This is a genomic window from Luteimonas pelagia (assembly GCF_054776035.1).
In genome coordinates this window covers 719,499-738,246 of sequence record NZ_BAAHCG010000002.1, presented here as the reverse complement: position 1 = coordinate 738,246, position 18,748 = coordinate 719,499, and the positions used below count along the sequence as shown (strand labels likewise).

Annotated in this window: 17 protein-coding genes; 3 read left to right on the top strand and 14 right to left on the bottom strand. The window is 71.1% G+C overall.

Annotated elements, in window-relative coordinates:
- Positions 1–74 precede the first annotated feature (74 nt).
- The 6 genes from bamB to ndk form a co-directional block, all read right to left on the bottom strand.
- Entirely contained in the window at positions 75–1,259 is a 1,185-nt protein-coding gene (gene bamB, locus ACYU7H_RS08695; protein ID WP_460813896.1) for an outer membrane protein assembly factor BamB, read from the bottom strand.
- A gap of 24 nt (positions 1,260–1,283) precedes the next feature.
- On the bottom strand, positions 1,284–1,904 hold the full coding sequence (locus ACYU7H_RS08690) for a YfgM family protein (RefSeq protein WP_460813895.1): 621 nt from the start codon (positions 1,902–1,904) through the stop codon (positions 1,284–1,286).
- Between the two features lie 154 nt (positions 1,905–2,058).
- Positions 2,059–2,859: a RodZ domain-containing protein gene (locus ACYU7H_RS08685; RefSeq protein WP_460813893.1), complete on the bottom strand. Its 801-nt coding sequence runs from the start codon at positions 2,857–2,859 to the stop codon at positions 2,059–2,061.
- Between the two features lie 11 nt (positions 2,860–2,870).
- A complete protein-coding gene (gene pilW, locus ACYU7H_RS08680) occupies positions 2,871–3,683 on the bottom strand; it encodes a type IV pilus biogenesis/stability protein PilW (protein ID WP_460813891.1) in 813 nt (270 codons plus the stop codon).
- Entirely contained in the window at positions 3,670–4,893 is a 1,224-nt protein-coding gene (rlmN, locus tag ACYU7H_RS08675; protein ID WP_460813890.1) for a dual-specificity RNA methyltransferase RlmN, read from the bottom strand. The genes pilW and rlmN overlap by 14 nt, the downstream gene beginning before the upstream one ends.
- A 7-nt stretch (positions 4,894–4,900) precedes the next feature.
- Positions 4,901–5,326, bottom strand: coding sequence for a nucleoside-diphosphate kinase (gene ndk / locus ACYU7H_RS08670; RefSeq protein ID WP_460813888.1), 426 nt, complete (start codon positions 5,324–5,326; stop codon positions 4,901–4,903).
- Positions 5,327–5,557: 231 nt separating this feature from the next.
- Between ndk and ACYU7H_RS08665 the strand changes: the two genes are divergently transcribed.
- Genes ACYU7H_RS08665 through ACYU7H_RS08655 form a run of 3 tightly spaced genes read left to right on the top strand, consistent with a single transcriptional unit; the run spans position 5,558 to position 9,809 of the window.
- The gene (locus tag ACYU7H_RS08665; RefSeq protein WP_460813887.1) at positions 5,558–6,187 is read left to right on the top strand and encodes a TetR/AcrR family transcriptional regulator; all 630 of its coding nucleotides are present in this window, start codon (positions 5,558–5,560) and stop codon (positions 6,185–6,187) included.
- Between the two features lie 21 nt (positions 6,188–6,208).
- Positions 6,209–8,581: a 3-hydroxyacyl-CoA dehydrogenase/enoyl-CoA hydratase family protein gene (locus ACYU7H_RS08660; RefSeq protein ID WP_460813885.1), complete on the top strand. Its 2,373-nt coding sequence runs from the start codon at positions 6,209–6,211 to the stop codon at positions 8,579–8,581.
- 22 nt (positions 8,582–8,603) lie between these two features.
- Complete coding sequence (locus ACYU7H_RS08655; RefSeq protein WP_460813884.1) at positions 8,604–9,809, top strand: acetyl-CoA C-acyltransferase; 1,206 nt, start codon at positions 8,604–8,606, stop codon at positions 9,807–9,809.
- Between the two features lie 18 nt (positions 9,810–9,827).
- Here ACYU7H_RS08655 and ACYU7H_RS08650 read toward each other — a convergent pair whose 3' ends face one another.
- From ACYU7H_RS08650 to rpsA, 8 genes are all read right to left on the bottom strand, one after another.
- A complete protein-coding gene (locus ACYU7H_RS08650; RefSeq protein WP_460813883.1) occupies positions 9,828–11,126 on the bottom strand; it encodes an NAD(P)/FAD-dependent oxidoreductase in 1,299 nt (432 codons plus the stop codon).
- Between the two features lie 83 nt (positions 11,127–11,209).
- Positions 11,210–12,097, bottom strand: coding sequence for a UTP--glucose-1-phosphate uridylyltransferase GalU (galU, locus tag ACYU7H_RS08645; RefSeq protein ID WP_460814020.1), 888 nt, complete (start codon positions 12,095–12,097; stop codon positions 11,210–11,212).
- A gap of 71 nt (positions 12,098–12,168) precedes the next feature.
- Positions 12,169–14,079: a polysaccharide biosynthesis protein gene (locus ACYU7H_RS08640; RefSeq protein WP_460813881.1), complete on the bottom strand. Its 1,911-nt coding sequence runs from the start codon at positions 14,077–14,079 to the stop codon at positions 12,169–12,171.
- Positions 14,076–15,110 carry an MraY family glycosyltransferase gene (locus ACYU7H_RS08635; RefSeq protein WP_460813880.1) on the bottom strand — a complete coding sequence of 345 codons (1,035 nt, stop codon included), beginning with the start codon at positions 15,108–15,110 and terminating at the stop codon, positions 14,076–14,078. Before ACYU7H_RS08635 ends, ACYU7H_RS08640 begins: the two co-directional genes overlap by 4 nt.
- Positions 15,111–15,117: 7 nt before the next feature.
- Positions 15,118–16,296 (bottom strand): lipopolysaccharide assembly protein LapB, encoded by a 1,179-nt coding sequence (lapB, locus tag ACYU7H_RS08630; protein ID WP_460813878.1) that lies wholly within the window; start codon positions 16,294–16,296, stop codon positions 15,118–15,120.
- Positions 16,293–16,562 (bottom strand): lipopolysaccharide assembly protein LapA domain-containing protein, encoded by a 270-nt coding sequence (locus ACYU7H_RS08625; protein ID WP_460813877.1) that lies wholly within the window; start codon positions 16,560–16,562, stop codon positions 16,293–16,295. Before ACYU7H_RS08625 ends, lapB begins: the two co-directional genes overlap by 4 nt.
- A gap of 56 nt (positions 16,563–16,618) precedes the next feature.
- Positions 16,619–16,921 carry an integration host factor subunit beta gene (locus tag ACYU7H_RS08620; protein ID WP_460813876.1) on the bottom strand — a complete coding sequence of 101 codons (303 nt, stop codon included), beginning with the start codon at positions 16,919–16,921 and terminating at the stop codon, positions 16,619–16,621.
- Between the two features lie 118 nt (positions 16,922–17,039).
- On the bottom strand, positions 17,040–18,728 hold the full coding sequence (gene rpsA, locus ACYU7H_RS08615; RefSeq protein WP_460813874.1) for a 30S ribosomal protein S1: 1,689 nt from the start codon (positions 18,726–18,728) through the stop codon (positions 17,040–17,042).
- Positions 18,729–18,748 lie beyond the last annotated feature (20 nt).

The window sequence follows — 18,748 nt, the reverse complement described above, 5'->3', positions numbered from 1 at the left end:
ACCCGCCAGGGGCCGCGTCGCCGGGGGAAAGACTAGCAGTCGGCACCGCAGCGGCCCGTGGACCGCTCGGGAGGTCAGTCGCCGATTGAAAAGGCGCGCAGGCGTCCCGCGACGTCCTGCACGACCAGGATCCCGTCCGCGACCCGCGGGGCGGCCAGGATGGCGTCACCGCCGACCTTCTGGCGGGCGGCGAACGACCCGTCCGACAACGACAGCCAGTGCAGGTAGCCATCGAGGTCGCCAACCACGGCCAGGTCGCCCTGCACCGCGGCACCGGTCACGTTGCGGCGTGCCAGGGCGTCCTGCTGCCACATCGCGCCACCGCTGGCCTTGTCCAGCGCCCAGACCGTGCCGCGCGCATCGCTCACCACGACCTGCGCCGGGCCGTTGCCGACGCTGCCTGCGCCGCCCTGCTCGGCGACCCAGATCGGCTGGCCGCTGGGACCGTCGACGGCGAGCGTCCGGCCCTTGTAGCTGGTGGCGTAGAGGGTGGTGCCGTCCAGCAGCACGCCGCCATCGACGTCGGCCATGCGCTCGAGCTCGTTGCGGCCTTCCTGCTGCGCGACCGGCAGGCGCCAGAGTTCACGCCCGTCCTGCAGCGCGAGCGCGACCAGTTCGCCACCGTCGGTCCCCAGGAACGCAAGGTTCGGTGCCAGCAGGGGCGCCCCGTTGCCGCGCACCGTCAGCGCGGGCAGTTCGGCCTCCCAGAACCAGCGGCGCTCGCCGCTCGCCGCGTCGAACGCGGTCAGTCGCCCGTCGTTGCTGCGCACCAGCACCAGGCCCTGGCCGATCGCCGGGGCGGCGATGACCTCGTTGGTGACGCGGGCGGTCCAGCGCTCCGCCCCGGTGGCGGCATCCAGGGCCACCACGTCGCCGTCCAGGCTGCCGACGACAACCAGGCCCTCCCCGGCGCCGGGGCCACCGGACAGGCGCAGCTCGGAAGGGGCATGCCACGCGACGGCGCCGGTGCGCAGGTCGAAGGCGCGCACGCCCCCCTCGACGGCGGCGGCATACACGCGGCCATCCGCGATGGCGGGCCCCTGCCGTGCGCCGATCCGCGCCTCGCCTTTCCCCGCGTTCGCCGACCACAGCGCGCGGACCTGCGCGGACGGCGTGATCTCGGTGAGTTTCGCGGGCGCGTTCGCATCCTCGCCGCGGTCGACCCATCCACGGATGGTGCCGCAGCCCGCCAGCACCGAGGCGGCCAGCATCAGTCCGGCGATGCGGTGGTGGTTGGAACGGAAAGGCTTCGTCGCCATGGGATTCCTCGGATGGATGGCTTGTCAGCCCCCGGCGGGCGCGGCGCCCGCGGAGGACAGCTTCAGTTCGAGCAGCCCGCGCTGCATGGCGTCCACGTCGAGCGCGGCCAGGGCGTCGCGGTAGCTGGCCGCGGCGTCCTCGCGCCGGCCGAGGGCCAGCAGCGCGTCGCCGCGCAGTTCGTGTGCGGTGGCCGACCCGGCACCGGCCAGCAGGTCGATCGCCTCCTGCGGCTTGCCGCCATCGATCAGCAGACGCGCGAGCCGTCCGTCGACGACCCCGGCCAGGTCCGCGCTGCGCCCGCGCACCGAGCGCAGGCTTCCGATCGCGGCGTCGAGATGGCCGGCGTCGTGTTGCGCGCGCGCGATCCTGAGCGCGGCCAGCGACGGGTAGAGCGCGCCCTGGAGGCCCGCCGCACTGCGCGTGGCGGCTTCGAGGTCGCCCGCTTCGATCGCCTCGACCACCGCCTGGTAGCCGTCACCCTGCGCGATGCGTTGCTGGTACTGGTGGTCCTGCCACCAGCGCCATCCGAAGATCGCGGCGAGGCCCAGTGCCACGCCCACCACCAGGGCCAGGCCGTTGTTGCGCAGCCAGGCGCGGACGCGTTCGCCTTGTTCGTGCTCGTCGAGCAGGTCGTCGATCGCCATGCTGTCTCGTCCCCGCTCGGCGCAGGGTCATGGGCGGGCGGCGCGCGGCCGACCGCGTGTTGGATGACCGCGGGCACGGGGGTGCTGCGGGCGGGATCGCCCGGGACGGAAGCGCAGGAGGGGCGACCGGCCGGGGCCCGTCGCGATCGGACGGTCAGTCGCCGGCCGGTGCGAGGGAGCCGTCAGAGGATACCGTAAAGCGCGCCACGTTCGCCTGCCGGTACGGCGCGAGATCGACTGGCACGCCGCCCGCCGAAACCTCGACCTGCGCGGCATTGCCCAGGACCACGCTGCCCACGGCGTCGGCCGGGTAGCTGCGCGTCCCGCCAGATCGCACGAGCGCTTCCTCGAGCACGCTGCCGTCGCGCGCGCGGACTTCCAGCCAGCTGTCACCGTCGAAGCGCAACGCGAGGCCGGCCGCGGGGACCGGCGTGGCCGTCGCGGCCGTAGGGGCCAGCGACGCCGCCATCGTTGTGCGCGCCGGCGCGGCCGGCTCCCCCTGCGCGTCGCCGAAGGCGTTGCCCGGAACTTCGAGCGGCGCGATCGTCGCCGGACGCGACAGGTCGCCGCGCGTCCCCATCCAGACCGAACCGACGATCGCCAGGGTGATGGCCACGTAGGCCGCGCGCCTGGAGAACTGCTCGAGCAGGTAGCGGTGGCGCGGCACGTAGTTGTGGGTGACCAGGGCCGGCGGCTCGACCGGCCCCACGCGGGCCGCCTCGATCGTGGCACTCGTTCCCAGGCCGAGGAGCCGCGAGTAGCTGCGCAACTGGCCGCGCACGAAGACGGGGGCGCCCAGGCGCGACCAGTCCTCCTCCTCGAGCGACTTCACCACCCGGATGGGCATCTTCAGGCGTTCGGCCACGTCGTCGCGCGACAGGCCGGCGGCTTCGCGGGCCCGGCGGAGCCGGCTCCCGCAGCCATGCGCGGCGTCCAAGCACTCGTTGGTCTGCATCGCAGTGTCCGTCATTCCCCTGGCGCGGGCGAAGCGCCTTCCCCGAACTCCGCCCGGAGTCGCCGTGTATACCGACTGGCGGCGTCCATGTCCCCCAGTTTCTCTTCGATCTGTGACGCAAGTCGAAGCACGCTTGCATCGGCGGGTGCTGCCGCGAGGCGTCGCTCGACGAAGGCGCGCGCATCGAGCATCCGGCCGGCGCGGTAGCTGACCTCCGCCAGGGCCGCCAGCGCGACCGCGTTGCCCGGGTCGAGTTCCAGTGCGCGGCGGAGGTCCCGCGCGGCACGCGCGTCCTGCCCGGCGCGCGCGGCGCAGGCGCCGGCATTGGCGAGCGCCGAGGCGGGGCTGGCATAGCCGGGCGTGGCGAGCGCACGGTCGAACCAGCCAAGCGACTCGGCATGCCGGCCCTCGAGGCAAAGCCAGGTGCCGTAGTTGTTCAGCGTGTAGCCCTGGCCGGGGGCGAGTTCCGCGGCGCGCTGGTAGTGCCTGCCGGCCGTGGCGACGTCGCCCTCGGCCTGCGCCACGAGCGCAAGCATCGTGTGGGCGGCCTCGGAGTCCGGGTCGTGTCCCAGCGCGGCCTCGGCGTGCCTGCGTGCCTGCGCCGTCTCGCCCTCGCCGAGTCGCTGCCGGGCAAGCAGCAATTCGTCCCGCGCGGCGAGCGGCGAGCGCCGGCCCTTGTCGCTGACTTCCACCCGCGGCGCGACCTGCCGGTAGTCGCCGCGCGACATGTCCGGCTTGACGAAGGTGAGCTTGCTGCAGCCGGCCGCCGCCATCAGGACGGCGGCGACCAGGAACCATCGGACACGCCCGTCAGGCTGCCGCATCAACGCCCGTCCCCCCGCCGGCGAGGCGCTTGCGGAACTCGGCGCTGCGCCGTGTCCGGTCCGCCACCTGGCCCTTCAGCTGCCCGCAGGCGGCGTCGATGTCGTCGCCCCGCGTCCGGCGCACCGGCGCGATCATGCCGGCATCGTTGAGCTTCTTCTGGAAGGCGCGGATCGCGTGTTCGTCCGGACGCTCGAAGCGCGTGCCGGGGAACGGGTTGAACGGGATCAGGTTGACCTTGGCGGCATCCTTCATCTGCACGCGCCGGTCGAACTCGCGCAGCAGCGCGACCAGCTCGCGCGCATGCGCAGGCTGGTCGTTCACGCCCTTCATGAGCGTGTACTCGAAGGTGACCGACTCGCCCTTCTTGCGCAGCGCGTAGCGCACGCAGGCGTCCATGAGCTCGGCGATCGGGTACTTGCGGTTGAGCGGCACCAGTTCGGTGCGCAGCGCGTCATTGGGCGCGTGCAGCGAGACCGCGAGCGACACGTCGCTCTCGGCGGCGAGGCGGTCGATCATCGGCACCATCCCGGCGGTCGAGAGCGTCACGCGCTTGTTCGCCAGGCCATAGCCGAGGTCGTCGCGCATGATGCTCATCGCGCGCACGACGTTGTCGAAGTTCGCCAGCGGCTCGCCCATGCCCATCATCACCACGTTGGTGAGCTTGCGCTGGCGGTGCGGGACGTTGCCGAGGTGGCGTGCCGCGACCCAGACCTGGCCGATGACTTCCGCCGTCGACAGGTTGCGGTTGAACCCCTGCGTGGCGGTCGAGCAGAACTGGCAGTTGAGCGCGCAGCCGACCTGCGAGGACACGCACAGCGTGCCGCGGCCCTTGTCCGGGATGAACACCGTCTCGATGGCGTTCTTCGGATCCATGCCGAGCAGCCACTTGTGCGTGCCGTCGGCGGACGCCTTGTCGAACAGCACCTGCGGCGCATGCACCACCGCCCGGTCCTCGAGCTTGGCGCGCAGCGCCTTGCCCAGGTCGGTCATGCCGGCGAAATCGGTGACGTGCCGGTGGTGGATCCACTTCATCACCTGGTGGGCGCGGTAGCGCTTCTCGCCCAGCACCTGCTCGAAGAAGTCCTCGAGCGAGGCGCGGTCCAGGTCGAACAGGTTCCGGCGGTCGTCGCCCCCGCCCACGGCGATGCCCTGCGCGCCCGTGGACGGGGCGGCAGCGGGCGTCGTCGCGATGGGGGGGGCGTCGGCCATCATCGCCTCAGCGCGCGTGCACGTCGGTCGCGGCGAAGAAGTACGCGACCTCGATCGCCGCGTTCTCCGCCGAGTCCGAACCGTGGACGGCATTGGCGTCGATCGAATCGGCGAAGTCGGCGCGGATCGTGCCCGCCGCCGCGTCCTTCGGATTCGTCGCACCCATCAGGTCGCGGTTCTTCAGCACGGCGCCCTCGCCCTCGAGGACCTGGATCATCACCGGGCCCGAGGTCATGAACTCGACCAGCGCGTTGAAGAAGGGGCGCTCGCGGTGGACCGCGTAGAAGCCTTCGGCCTCCTTGCGGGTCAGGTGGGCCATGCGGGCCGCGACGATCTTGAGGCCTGCCTTCTCGAACCGCGCGTAGATCTCGCCGATGACGTTCTTGGCGACGGCATCGGGCTTGATGATGGACAGGGTGCGCTCCAGCGCCATGGATCGGTCTCCAATGAGCGGGGCGGCATTGCGCGCGCCCGCAAGGTTAACAGAAAAACCCGCGACGGATCGCGGGTTTAGCCAACAAGGCTGCGGAGATTCTAACGGATCGGGGACGCCGCATGCACGTCCGCCGGCGCCTGCTGGCTGAACGGACGCCGGTCCCCGCCCGCCAGCCGGGCACGGCACCGCCCGCTTGCGCCAAACAAGCGTTTGATTCAGTCTGCCCGGATGCCAGGAAAACACTTCTCGACGAAAGACCGGATCCTCGGGGCGGCCGAGGGGTTGTTCGCCCAGCACGGCTTCGCGGGCACGACCCTGCGGCAGGTCACGAGCCGCGCGGACGTGAACATCGCCGCGGTGAACTACCACTTCGGCAGCAAGGAGAACCTGATCAACGAGGTTTTCCGCCGGCGGATGGACGAAATGACCGAGCAGCGCCTCGCACGGCTGGAGCGCGCCGTGGCGGAACACCCGGGTGAACTGGGGCCGGTGCTGGCCGCCTTCGTCGAGCCGGCACTGGCGCTTGCGCAGGACCGCCAGGGCGGCGGCGCCTTCATCCGCGTGATCGCGCGCGCCTATGCCGAGAAGAACGAAGGCCTGCGCAAGTTCCTGTCCGACCGCTACGGACATGTCCTCAGGGAGTTCGCCAAGGCGATCGCCGCCGCGGTGCCGGAACTGGGGAAGGAACAGCTCTACTGGCGCCTGGACTTCCTCTCCGGCGCGTTGACCTATGCGATGGCGGACTTCGGGCTGATCAAGCGGCCAGCCAACGTGACCGAGGCCGCGCACCGCCAGCGAGCCGCCCGGGAACTGATCCGCTTCGCCGAGGCGGGCCTCCGCTCGCCGGCAAAAGACTGATGACGCAAGGGGTTGGGAACCATGGCTGAGAAACTGCTTGTACGCCGGGCCGCCGTCCTGGGCGCAGGCGTGATGGGCGCGCAGATCGCCGCGCACCTGGTGAATGCCGGCGTGGACACGGTGCTGTTCGACCTGCCGGCGAAGGACGGCCCGCGCAACGGCATCGTCGACGCGGCGATCGCCCGCCTGGCGAAGCTCAGTCCCGCGCCGCTCGCGGAGAAGTCGCTGGCCGCCCGCATCGTCCCCGCGAACTACGACGACCACCTCGGCATGCTTTCCGGGTGCGACCTCGTGATCGAAGCGATCGCCGAACGCATGGACTGGAAGCAGGACCTGTACCGGAAGATCGCGCCGCACGTCCCCGGCCATGCGGTGCTGGCCAGCAACACCTCGGGCCTGGGAATCAACGCCCTGTCCGACGTGCTGCCCGAGGCGATGCGGCCGCGCTTCTGCGGCGTGCACTTCTTCAACCCGCCGCGGTACATGCACCTGGCCGAACTGATTCCGTCAAGGGAGACGGACCCCGCGGTACTGGAGGCGCTGGAGGCCTTCCTGGCGACGCAGCTCGGCAAGGGCGTGGTCGTCGCACGCGACACGCCGAACTTCATCGGCAACCGCATCGGGGTGTTCTCGATGCTGGCGACCATGCACCACACGACCGACTGCGGCCTCGGGTTCGACACCGTCGATGCGCTGACCGGCCCCGCGATCGGGCGCCCGAAGTCCGCCACCTACCGCACCGCGGACGTGGTCGGCCTGGACACGATGGTGCACGTGATAGGGACGATGGCCGACACCCTGCCCGATGACCCGTGGCATGCACATTTCAAACCGCCCGCATGGCTCAAGGCGCTGGTGGGCAAGGGTGCGCTCGGCCAGAAGGCCGGCGCAGGCATCTATCGGAAGCAGGGCAAGGAGATCCAGGTCCTCGACATCGAGTCCGGCGAGTACCGCGCCAGCGCGGCTGGCGTCGCCGACGAGGTCGCCGCCATCCTGGAGGAGCGCGACCCCGCGAAGCGATTCGCCGCGCTTCGCGCGAGCGACCATCCGCAGGCGCGTTTCCTGTGGGCGGTCTTCCGCGACCTGTTCCACTACAGCGCGTTCCATCTGGCGGACATCGCCGCGACCGCGCGCGACGTCGACCTTGCCATCCGCTGGGGCTATGGCTGGAAGCTCGGGCCGTTCGAGAGCTGGCAGGCCGCGGGCTGGAAGCAGGTGGCGGACTGGATCGCCGAGGACATCGTCGCCGGCAAGGCGATGAGCGACGCGCCGCTCCCCGACTGGGTGTTCGACGGCCGCGAGGGCGTGCACGGCGCCGAGGGCAGCTACAGCCCGGGCAAGGACGCGAAGCTGCCCCGCTCCGCCCTGCCCGTCTACCGCCGTCAACGGTTCCCCGACACGGTGCTCGGCGAACGCACGGACCCGGGCGAGACGGTGTTCGAGAACGACGGCCTGCGTGCCTGGCACGACGGCGACGGCGTGCTCGTCGCCTCGTTCAGGACCAAGCTCCACACGGTCGACGACCAGGTGCTCGCGGGCCTGCAGGAGGCGATCGGCATCGCCGAGCGCGACTTCGAGGCCATGGTGCTGTGGCAGCGGAAGGAGCCGTTCTCCGCCGGCGCCGACCTCGCCGGCGCGCTGGGCCTGCTGCACAAGGGCGACGTCGCCGGGTTCGAGGCAATGGTCGCCGACTTCCAGCGCACCAGCCAGCGGATCAAGCACGCGCTGGTGCCGGTCGTCGCGGCCGTGCGCGGCATGGCGCTCGGTGGCGGTTGCGAGTTCCAGATGCACGCGGCCCACACCGTCGCCCATCTGGAGAGTTACATCGGCCTGGTCGAGGCCGGCGTCGGCCTGCTGCCGGCCGGTGGCGGCCTGAAGGAACTGGCCGTGCGCGCGTCGCGCGCGGCGGGCCCTGGCGGCGACGTGTTCGCCGTGCTGCGCCCGTGGTTCGAGACCGTGGCGATGGCCAGGGTCTCGACCTCGGCGCGCGAGGCCCAGGCGCTGGGTCTGCTCCGGCCCGACGACACCATCGCCATGAACGCGCACGAGCTGCTGCACGTGGCGCGCACCCGCGCGCTGGCGATGGCCGCGTCGGGCTGGCGCCCGCCGCTGCCCGAACGCCGCATCGAGGTCGCCGGCGACGTCGGCATCGCGACGTTCCGGATGATGCTCGTGAACATGCTCGAGGGTCGCTTCATCTCGCCGCACGACCACGAGATCGCCGTGCGCATCGCCACGGTCCTGTGCGGCGGCGACGTGGACCGCGGCGCGGCGGTCGACGAGGACTGGCTGCTGCGACTCGAGCGCGAGCACTTCGTCGCGCTGGCGCAGATGCCGAAGACGCAGGAGCGCATCACCCACATGCTCAAGACCGGCAAGCCGCTGCGCAACTGAGCGCGGCGACAGGAGACCGACCATGACCCAGATCCAGGACGCCTACATCGTCGCCGCCACGCGCACGCCGGTCGGCAAGGCCCCGCGCGGCGTGTTCCGGAACACCCGGCCCGACGACCTCCTCGCCCACGTGCTGCGCGCGGTCGTCGCGCAGGCACCGGGGATCGACCCGGCCCGCATCGCCGATGTCATCGTCGGGTGCGCGATGCCGGAGGGGGAGCAGGGAATGAACGTGGCCCGGATCGGCAGCCTGCTGGCGGGCCTGCCCGACACGGTGCCCGCGCAGACGATCAACCGCTTCTGCTCGTCCGGCCTGCAGGCCGTGGCGCTGGCGGCGAACGAGATCCGGCTGGGCCAGGCGGACCTCGTGCTGGCCGGCGGCACCGAGAGCATGAGCATGGTGCCGATGATGGGCAACAAGGTCGCGCTCAGCCCCGAGGTGTTCGCACAGGACGGCAACGCCGCGATCGCCTACGGCATGGGGATCACGGCCGAGAAGGTGGCCGAGGAATGGAAGGTGTCGCGCGAGGACCAGGATGCGTTCGCCCTCGCCTCCCACCGCAAGGCGCTGGCGGCGATCGAGGCCGGCGCGTTCCGCGACGAGATCTCGCCCGTCGAGGTGGTCTCGCGCGTGCCCGGCGCCGACGGCAACGTGGTGAACCTCCGCAAGGCCCTGGTCGAGGTCGACGAGGGTCCCCGCCCGGACACCTCCGCCGAGGGCCTGGCGAAGCTGCGCCCGGTGTTCCGGAACGGACAGTTCGGTGGCACGGTCACCGCGGGCAACAGCTCGCAGATGAGCGATGGCGCGGCCGCGGTGCTCCTGGCCTCCGGGCGGGCGGTCAATGAGCACGGCCTCACGCCGCTGGCGCGGTTCGTCAGCTTCTCGGTGGCCGGCGTGCGTCCGGAGGTGATGGGCATCGGCCCGATCGCGGCGATCCCCAAGGCGCTCGCGCAGGCGGGCCTGCGCAATGAGGACCTGGACTGGATCGAGCTCAACGAGGCGTTCGCCGCGCAGGCGCTCGCGGTGATCCGCGACTGCGGGCTTGACGCCGGCAAGGTGAATCCGCTGGGCGGCGCGATTGCGCTCGGCCACCCGCTCGGCGCGACGGGCGCCGTGCGCACGGCGACCATCGTGCATGGCCTGCGCCGGACCGGCGGCAAGTACGGGATGGTGACGATGTGCATCGGCACCGGCATGGGCGCCGCCGGGATCTTCGAAGCACTCTGAACCCGCACGTGCCGTCCACTAGGCGGCGGCGCGTTCACGCCAGTCCTTCCACGCATCCTTCGCCTGCAGCCACCAGTAGGCCAGCTGGGCCGCGGCGAATCCCGCGGGCTTGTGCACAGGCACGAGGCCGTAGGCGCCGAAGTCGCGCCAGCGCGCGTCGTCGCCCGCCAGTGCGCCCGCGACGACTTCACCGGCGAACGTCGTCGGCGCCACCCCGTGGCCGCCGAACGCCTGCGCCACCCACAGCCCGGGTTCGATCTCGCCCACCTGCGGCATTTCGTGCCGCGCGTAGCTCATCAGGCCCGACCACGCGTACTCGGTGCGCACGCCCTCCAGTTGCGGGAACACCTTGAGCATGTCCCGGTGGAGCAGCCGCTCGACCGCGCCCGCCGGCCGATCGAGGACGGAGATCCGCCCACCCCACAGGAGGCGGGTGTCCGGCAGCGCACGGTAGTAATCGAAAGCGAAGCGCGTGTCGTAGACCGCGGCGCGCGTGCGGATGGCGTCGTCGAGCCGTGCGCCCAGGGGCTCGGTGACCATGACATACGTCGCGATCGGAAGCACCGAAGCGTCGACGCGGCGGCGCAGGCCGGCGAGGTAGCCACCACAGGCCAGCACCACGCGCCGGGCGCGGACGCGACCCGACGGGGTGTCGACCACCCATCCGGCGCCCTCGCGACGCAGCGCCACGGCGGGCGACCTTTCGTGGATCTCCACGCCGAGCGAAGCGGCCACGCTCGCCAGTCCCCGGATGTAGGCGAGCGGATGGAAATGGAACGCCTCGCGTTCGAACAGCGCGTCGCCGTAGCGGCGGGTGCGAAGCAACTCCCGCAATCTTGCGCGCTCGATGCGTTCCCATCGGACACCGAAGTGCGTCGCGAGCAGTTGCTGCCGGCGCTCCAGGACGCCCGGGTCGTCGAACCAGTTGGCCCAGAGCACGCCGGCGTCGACGAGGTCGCAGTCGATGCCATGCGCGGCCACGCGCGAGCGGATGCAGGCCACCGCATCGAGCGTCCCCCGGTGCAGCGCCCTTGCCCGCTCCGGCCCGAGCTGGCGCAGGAGGTCGGCCTCGCCGAGCGAGAAGCCGCCGAAGACGAAGCCGCCGTTGCGACCCGACGCGCCCCGCCCGATGGTCTCCGCTTCCAGCAGCACCACGTCGCGGATCCCGCGCTCGGCCAGGCCGAAGGCCGTGTTGATGCCGGCGAAGCCGCCCCCGACGACGCAGGTCTCGCAGTCCACGCCGCCCGCCAGCGGCGCGGACGGCGCGCGACGGGGTGCGCTTGCCTCGTAGTACGTGTGCGCGGGCAGGTTCGGCATGGAGGATGGCGACGCGGTCGGGCTGATGGGCCGGGAGGGCCGCACCCACGATCAGGGAAATCGATCGCCCCGACAAGCCACCGTCAGGCCAGTTCGCGGACGCCCATTTCCCTCAGGGCCGCTTCCATCATGTCGCGCGCCGCATCGCTCAAGCGCTCGTTGTCGAGCGCGAACCGGATGGTCGCCTCGACCAGGCCGAGGTGCGTCCCGCAATCGAACCGCGTGCCCTGGAAGCGGAACGCATGGACGGGGCTGGCGGCCAGCATCGCCGCGATCGCGTCCGTCAGCTGGATCTCGCCGCCGGTGCCTGGCGGGGTCTTCTCCAGGACGTCGAACAGGCCCGGCTGGAACACGTAGCGCCCCACCACGGCGAGCGTTCCAGGCGCGTCGGCCGGCGCGGGTTTCTCGACGATCCGCTCGATGCGGCCATGCCGCCCGTCGAACACCGGCGCGTCCACGATGCCGTAGCTCGCCGTCCGCTCGCGTGGCACGTCCTGCACTGCGACCATGCTCGCGCCCGTCGCCTCGGCTGCCTCCGCCATCTGGCGCAGCGCACCGGGGCCCCGGTTCCAGATCAGGTCGTCCGGCAAGAGGACCGCGAACGGCTCGTCGCCGACGACGGGACGCGCGCACAGCACCGCGTGGCCGAGACCGCGGGCTTCGGGCTGGGTCACGAACACGGCGCGCACGCCGGCCGGCAGGACATTCCGGACGAGGTCCAGCTGTTCCGACTTCCCGGCCCGATCGAGCTTCTGCTCCAGTTCGTAGGCCTTGTCGAAGTAGTCCGCCACGGCATGTTTGTACCGGTTGGTCACGAACACCAGCGTGTCGCATCCCGCATCGATCGCCTCGTCGACCGCGTACTGGATCAACGGCTTGTCGACGATGGGCAGCATCTCCTTAGGGACCGTCTTGGTCGCGGGCAGGAAGCGGGTGCCAAGTCCCGCGACCGGAAAGACCGCCTTGCGCAGGCGACCTCCTCGATGCGGGGATTGTTCGCCTTGGCCGCCCCGTGGCCGGGCGGGTCGCTGCGTGCGCACCTTCAGGTCTTCCTTGCGAGCCTTGCAGGGAACGCCACGACCGTCCCGGTCTGCGCTTCCAGCATGTCCGACGCGGGCGAGAACTCGGGCACCGCGTGGCGCAGGAGCTGCGCGAGGACGTCCGTGTCATAGCGCGCGCAGGCGGCACGCAGTTCCGGCATCACGCGTCCGATCGCCTCGCCCGCGATGCTCCTCGGGTCGGCCTGCAGGATCTGCGGATGGGCGGTGGGCCGGTACGACTCGTCCGCGTGGAACAGGGTCTCGTGCAGCTTCTCGCCGGGCCGCAGCCCCGTGTAGGTGATGGCGATGTCGCGCCCCGGCTGCTTGCCGGCCAGGCGGATCATCTGTTCGGCGAGCAGCCGGATCGGCACCGGTTCGCCCATGTCGAGGGTGTAGATGGCCTCGTGCGAACCGATCGCGGAGGCCTGCAGGATCAACTGGCAGGCCTCTGGAATGGTCATGAAGTAACGCGTGACCTCGGGATCGGTGACCGTCACCGGTCCGCCGGAGCGGATCTGCTCCCGGAACAGCGGCACGACGCTGCCTGCCGAGTCCAGCACGTTCCCGAAGCGCACCGTGACGAACCGGGTCGCGCGCGCGGTGCGGTCGGCCAGGGACTGGCAAACGACTTCCGCCAGGCGCTTGGTCGCGCCCAGAACGTTCACGGGGTCGACGGCCTTGTCGGTGGAAATCAGCACGAAGGTGCCGACGCCCGCATCGCGACACGCCCGGGCGACCGTCTCGCTGGACAGCACGTTGTTGCGGACCGCCTCGCGCAACTGCGTCTCCAGCAGCGGCACCTGCTTGTAGGCCGCGGCATGGAACACCGCCTCGGGCACCGCGGCCGCCAGTGCGTGGTTCACGACCGCGGGATCGCCGCAGTCGCCGAGCACCGGCACGTACTCGATGTCCGGGAAGTCGCGGCGCAGTTCCGAGGAGATGCGCATCAGCGCGAGCTCGTCGATCTCGACCATCGTGATGCGGCGGGCGCCATGACGGGCGCACTGGCGGCACAGTTCGGAGCCGATCGATCCACCCGCGCCGGTGACGAGGACGGAACGGCCGCCCAGCCAGTGCCGGATCGCCTTCCAGTCGGGCAGCACGGGCTTGCGCCCGAGCAGGTCCTCGATGGCGACCTCCTTGAGCTGGCCGGGCAGCGATCGCCCCTCCAGGACGTCTCGCAGCCTGGGGACCATGCGGAACGGCAGGCCGGTCCGTTCGCACGCCACCACCGCGCGCTGGAGCGCGCTCGCGTCGGCGGACGGCATGGCGATGACCAGGAGCTTCGCGGCGGTTTCCCGCGCGATCAACGACGCTTCCGCAAGCCGGCCCAGGACGGGAACGCCCTGCACCTTGCTCCCGCGCAGCCGCGCCGCGTCGTCGAGGAAGCCGACCGGCTGGTAGTTGCCCGAGCGCCGCATGTCCCGGACGAGTGTTTCGCCCGCCTGCCCCGCGCCCACGATCAGCACGCGCACGCCCGCGCCGTCGGCATCGCGCCGGCTGTCCTTCCACGCGCGGTACAGCAATCGCGGCGTGCCGAGCAGGCCGGACAGGACGAAGGGATAGAGCACGAGCACCACGCGGGAGACGAGCTCCACGCGGTTGTAGAGCACCAGGGCCAGCGCGATCATCACCAGGCCGAGCAGGCTCGCCTTCACGATGTTCCACAGGTCGGGAACGCTCGCGAACCGCCAGAGCCCGCGATACAGGCCGACCTGCCAGAAGATCACGCCCTGCGCGACCAGGACGATCAGGATCTCCCACGACCAGAGCGGCAGGTCGGGCGGATCGGGCAGCATGGAATGGCGGAACGCATGCAGGCCGACCCACGTGGCCCACACCATGAACAGGTCGTGGGCGACGACGGCCCACCGCGGCATGCTGCTGGCCCAGAGGTCACGCCACGAACTCATTCCCTGTTCTCCCTGCGCCGCGACATCCCGCCGCGTTGGACTGCGATCCAGAGCGCGGCGCCGAGGGCGTACCACGCGAGGAGCGCCATGATAACCGCACGCAGGCCAGGGGCCTCCCGTCCGGTCGCCAGGACAAGTGCCATGGCAGCGGCACCCAGGGTGAATACGCCATACAGCGCGGTGACAGGCCAGTGGCGGCCGAAACGGCGTGACAGGCGCTGGTATGCATGCGTCACGTGTGGCTCCCACCACGATTCCCCGTCAAGGATGCGTCGAGCCAGCGTGAGGGCCGCGTCGAGCAGGAAGGCGCTCAGGGGCAGGAGCGCGAGGAGGGCCATCGCCGGCCCGTCGCCATGCGGCCGAAGGGGGAGCCAGGAGGCCAGCGCCCCCAGCGCGAAGCCCAGCGCGCCGCTCCCGACGTCCCCCATGAAGATGCGCGCCTTGGGGAAGTTGAACGGCAGGAAGCCCAGGCAGGCCACGGCAAGCGCGGCCGCGACCAGCGCGGCGTCGCCGGGTAGCCAGGCGGCGAATGCCAGCGCCACGAGGATCGCCTGCGTCGCCGCGATGCCATCGATGCCATCCATGAAGTTCCAGACGTTCGCCAGCACCAGGGGGGCGAGCAGGGCGACGGCCGTCGCCACCGGGTCGCCCGTCGCCCACGCGGTCGCGGCCGCAAGCTGGAGGGAGGCGATCGCATGGATCGCCAGGCGCGACCACGGGGACAGCGGACGGTGGTCGTCGACCCAGCCGATGCCGCCGACCAGGAGCAGGCCGAGTGCGAATGACACGAGCAGGCCGGGCTCGAGCGCGTTCGCCGCACTCGCCGGATCGAGGAAGCGCCACGTCACGAGGGCGGACAGGACCAGGAGCATCGCGCCGAGGATGGCCACGCCGCCGCCCCGGGGCGTGGCGTTGGCGTGGCTCCGGCGTTCGCCGGGCGCATCGAACAGGCGGCGGCGCACCGCGTACGCCCGCGCCGCCCACGTGCCCGCGGCCGACAGTGCGGCGACCCCCAGCAGGAGACCGGCCAACGCCGGCTCAGACCACGGCATAGTTCAGCAATGGCTTCACGGTGCCCCACTCCTTGCAGCTCGGGCACTGCCAGTGGTGAGCACGCGCGCCGAAGCCGCACCGGTTGCAGCGGTAGCTCGGGTTGCGCACGAGCAGCTGGTCGGTGATGTGGGCGAGGTCCCGGAGTGTCGCGGCCGGATCCGCTTCGTCCGCGAGGCTCAGGTCGATCAGCGCCGCCTCGCCCCGGACCGAGGGGCGGTCCTTCAACTGCTGCGCGAGCCACGCACGGGCGGCGGCGACGCCCTCGCCCGCCTCGATCAGGCGCGCGAGCGCGAGGACCGGCGCGATGCCCCGGTAGTGCTCGGTCATCTCGGCGAGGAATGCGCGCGCGCCGGGCTCATCCCCGGTGCGCTCGTAACAGGAAAGCAACTGGGGGAGCAGTTCCGGCAGGTACTCCGGGTCGACCCGCGCCACGCGCTCGAACGCGCGGATCGCGGCGGCATCATTGCCGGCCTCGACCTCGATCCGTCCTTCGAGCAGGCCCGCGCGAACGGAGTTCGCATCCGCCCCGTAAGCGCGTGAGACGGCCTGGCGGGCGGCCGCCCCGTCACCCGCCGCGCGGTGCCGTTCGGCGAGTTCGCATTCGAACTGCGCGACCAGCTTGCCCATCGGCTCGCCGGTCGCCTGCTCGAAGCGGGCGGCCACTTCGATCGCCTTGGCCCAGTCCCGTTCGGCCTGGTAGATCGCGATGAGGTGCTTCAGGGCGTGTGGCGCGATCTCCAGACGCACGAGGTCGCTGAACACCGTTTCCGCGCGGTCCAGCAGCCCGGAGCGCATGTAATCCTCGCCCAGGGCCAGCATGGCCTGCACCTTCTGCTGGTCGGACAGGCCCGGGCGCTGCACCAGCGCCTGGTGCAGCCGGATCGCGCGGTCGACCTCGCCGCGGCGCCGGAAGAGATGGCCGAGCGCGACCTGGGTCTCGAAGGTGTCCTTGTCGAGTTCCGCGATGCGGAGGAACACTTCGATCGCCTTGTCGGGCTGCTCGTTGAGCAGGTAGTTGAGGCCCCGGAAATACGTGGTCGACAGCCGGCTGACCTGCGTGTCGCTGTGCCGCTCGCCACCGCGCCGGCCGATCAGCCAGCCGCTCGCCGCGGCCAGCGGCAGCAGGAGGAAGAACCAGAACCACTCGGAAACGAAGGCGGTCATGCGCCCGGGTCCACCGGCGCCGACTGGGCGGCATGGGCCCGCTCCACGCGCGCGAGCCGGCGGCGCAACGGCCAGACGACGCTGGCCGCCAGCACGAGCCCGCCGATGAGCACGCCGGCCAGCAGCGCGACGATCAGCGCCACGCCCAGGCTCGGTTCGACATAGGCGACGCCGAGGTCCAGGCGGACAGGCTGTGTATTGAGCGCGCCGACGACGACGCCGGCGGCCAGGCACGCGATTCCGGTCAGGACCCTCAGCAGACGCATCGCGCCCCTCGCATCGACGATTGGGTCGGAAGCTTAGCCGATGCCGCGCGTGCGGCTCAGGCCTCCTGCGGCTGCGGCAGGACGCCGCTCACGCGCTCGCGCAGTTCCTTGCCCGGCTTGAAGTGCGGGACGTGCTTGCCCGGCAGCGCGACGGCCTCGCCCGTCTTCGGGTTGCGGCCCAGGCGCGGCGGGCGGTAATGGAGCGAGAAGCTGCCGAAACCCCGGATCTCGATGCGCTCGCCGTTGGCCAGCGCGCCGCCCATCATTTCCAGCAGCGCCTTGACCGACAGGTCCACGTCCTCGGACTTGAGGTGGGCCTGCCGCTGCGCGAGGCGTTCGATCAGCTCGGACTTGGTCATGGGCTTCCCGCGAATCATGCCCCGCGTGCGGTCCGCCCTGGCGGCGGCGTCCGGCGCGGCCACGGCGGGCCGCACGCGCGGCGGAGGCGGCCCGGGTGACCGGGCCGCCGGGTGACGCTTACTCGGACTTGCCGCCCAGCTGCTCGCGCAGCAGCGCGCCCAGCTTGGTCGTGCCGCTGGCGGCCTCGGCGGCGGCCTTGTTGTACTCGGCCATCGCCTCGGCGGTCTCGGCCTCGTCCTTGGCCTTGATGGACAGCTGCAGCGAGCGGCCCTTGCGGTCCATGCCGACGAACTTCGCCTCGATCGCATCGCCCACCTTCAGGTGCTGCGACGCGTCGTCCACGCGCTCGTGGGCGATGTCGCGCGCGGCGACGTAGCCCTCGACGCCATCGGCCAGCTCGATCGTCGCGCCCTTGGCGTCGACTTCCTTGACCGTGCCGGTGACCTTCGTGCCGCGCGGATGCGCCGCCATGAACTGGCCGAACGGATCCTGCTCGAGCTGCTTGACGCCCAGAGAGATGCGCTCGCGCTCCGGATCGACCGCCAGCACGACCGCCTCGAGGGTGTCGCCCTTCTTGAAGTTGCGGACGATGTCCTCGCCGGTGGTGTTCCAGCTGATGTCGGACAGGTGCACCAGGCCGTCGATGCCGCCGTCCAGCCCGATGAAGATGCCGAAGTCGGTGATCGACTTGATCTGGCCCTCGACCTTGTCGCCCTTCTTGTGGATGGCGGCGAAGGTTTCCCACGGGTTGGAGGTGACCTGCTTCATGCCCAGCGAGATGCGGCGGCGCTCCTCGTCGACGTCCAGGACCATGACCTCGACCTCGTCGCCGACCTGCGCGACCTTGGACGGGTTGACGTTCTTGTTGGTCCAGTCCATCTCGGACACGTGCACCAGGCCCTCGACGCCCGGCTCGATCTCGACGAACGCGCCGTAGTCGGTGACGTTGGAGACCTTGCCGAACACGCGGGTGGTCGCCGGGTAGCGGCGGCCGATGTTGTCCCACGGATCCTCGCCCAGCTGCTTGAGGCCCAGCGACACGCGGTTGCGCTCGCGGTCGTACTTGAGCACGCGGACCTCGAGCTCCTGGCCGACCTCGACCACCTCGGACGGATGGCGCACGCGCTTCCAGGCCATGTCGGTGATGTGCAGCAGGCCGTCGATGCCGCCCAGGTCCACGAACGCGCCGTAGTCGGTGAGGTTCTTCACCACGCCCGGCAGGATCGCGCCCTCGACCAGCTTCTCCATCAGCGCCTCGCGCTCCTCGGAGTGCTCGCTCTCGACGACGGCGCGGCGCGAGACCACGACGTTGTTGCGGCGGCGGTCGAGCTTGATGAGCTTGAACTCCAGCTCCTTGCCCTCGAGGTACGCGGGGTCGCGCACCGGGCGCACGTCGACCAGCGAGCCCGGCAGGAACGCGCGGACGTCCTTGATGTCGACGGTGAAGCCGCCCTTGACCTTGCCGCTGATGCGGCCGGTCACGGTGTCGTTCTTCTCGAGGGCTTCCTCGAGTTCGTCCCACACCATCGCGCGCTTGGCCTTCTCGCGCGACAGCACGGTCTCGCCGAAGCCGTTCTCGAGGGCATCCAGGGCGACCTTGACCTGGTCGCCGATGCCGACGTCGATCTCGCCTTCGTCGTTACGGAACTGCTCGATGGGCACGATGCCCTCGGACTTGAGGCCCGCGTTGATCACCACCACGTCGTTGCGCACGTCCACGACGGTGCCGGTGACGATGGCGCCGGGCTTCAGCTTGGCCAGGTGCGCCTGGCTCTGCTCGAACAGTTCTGCGAATGATTCGGTCATTGGGAATACTCGGTTGGAGA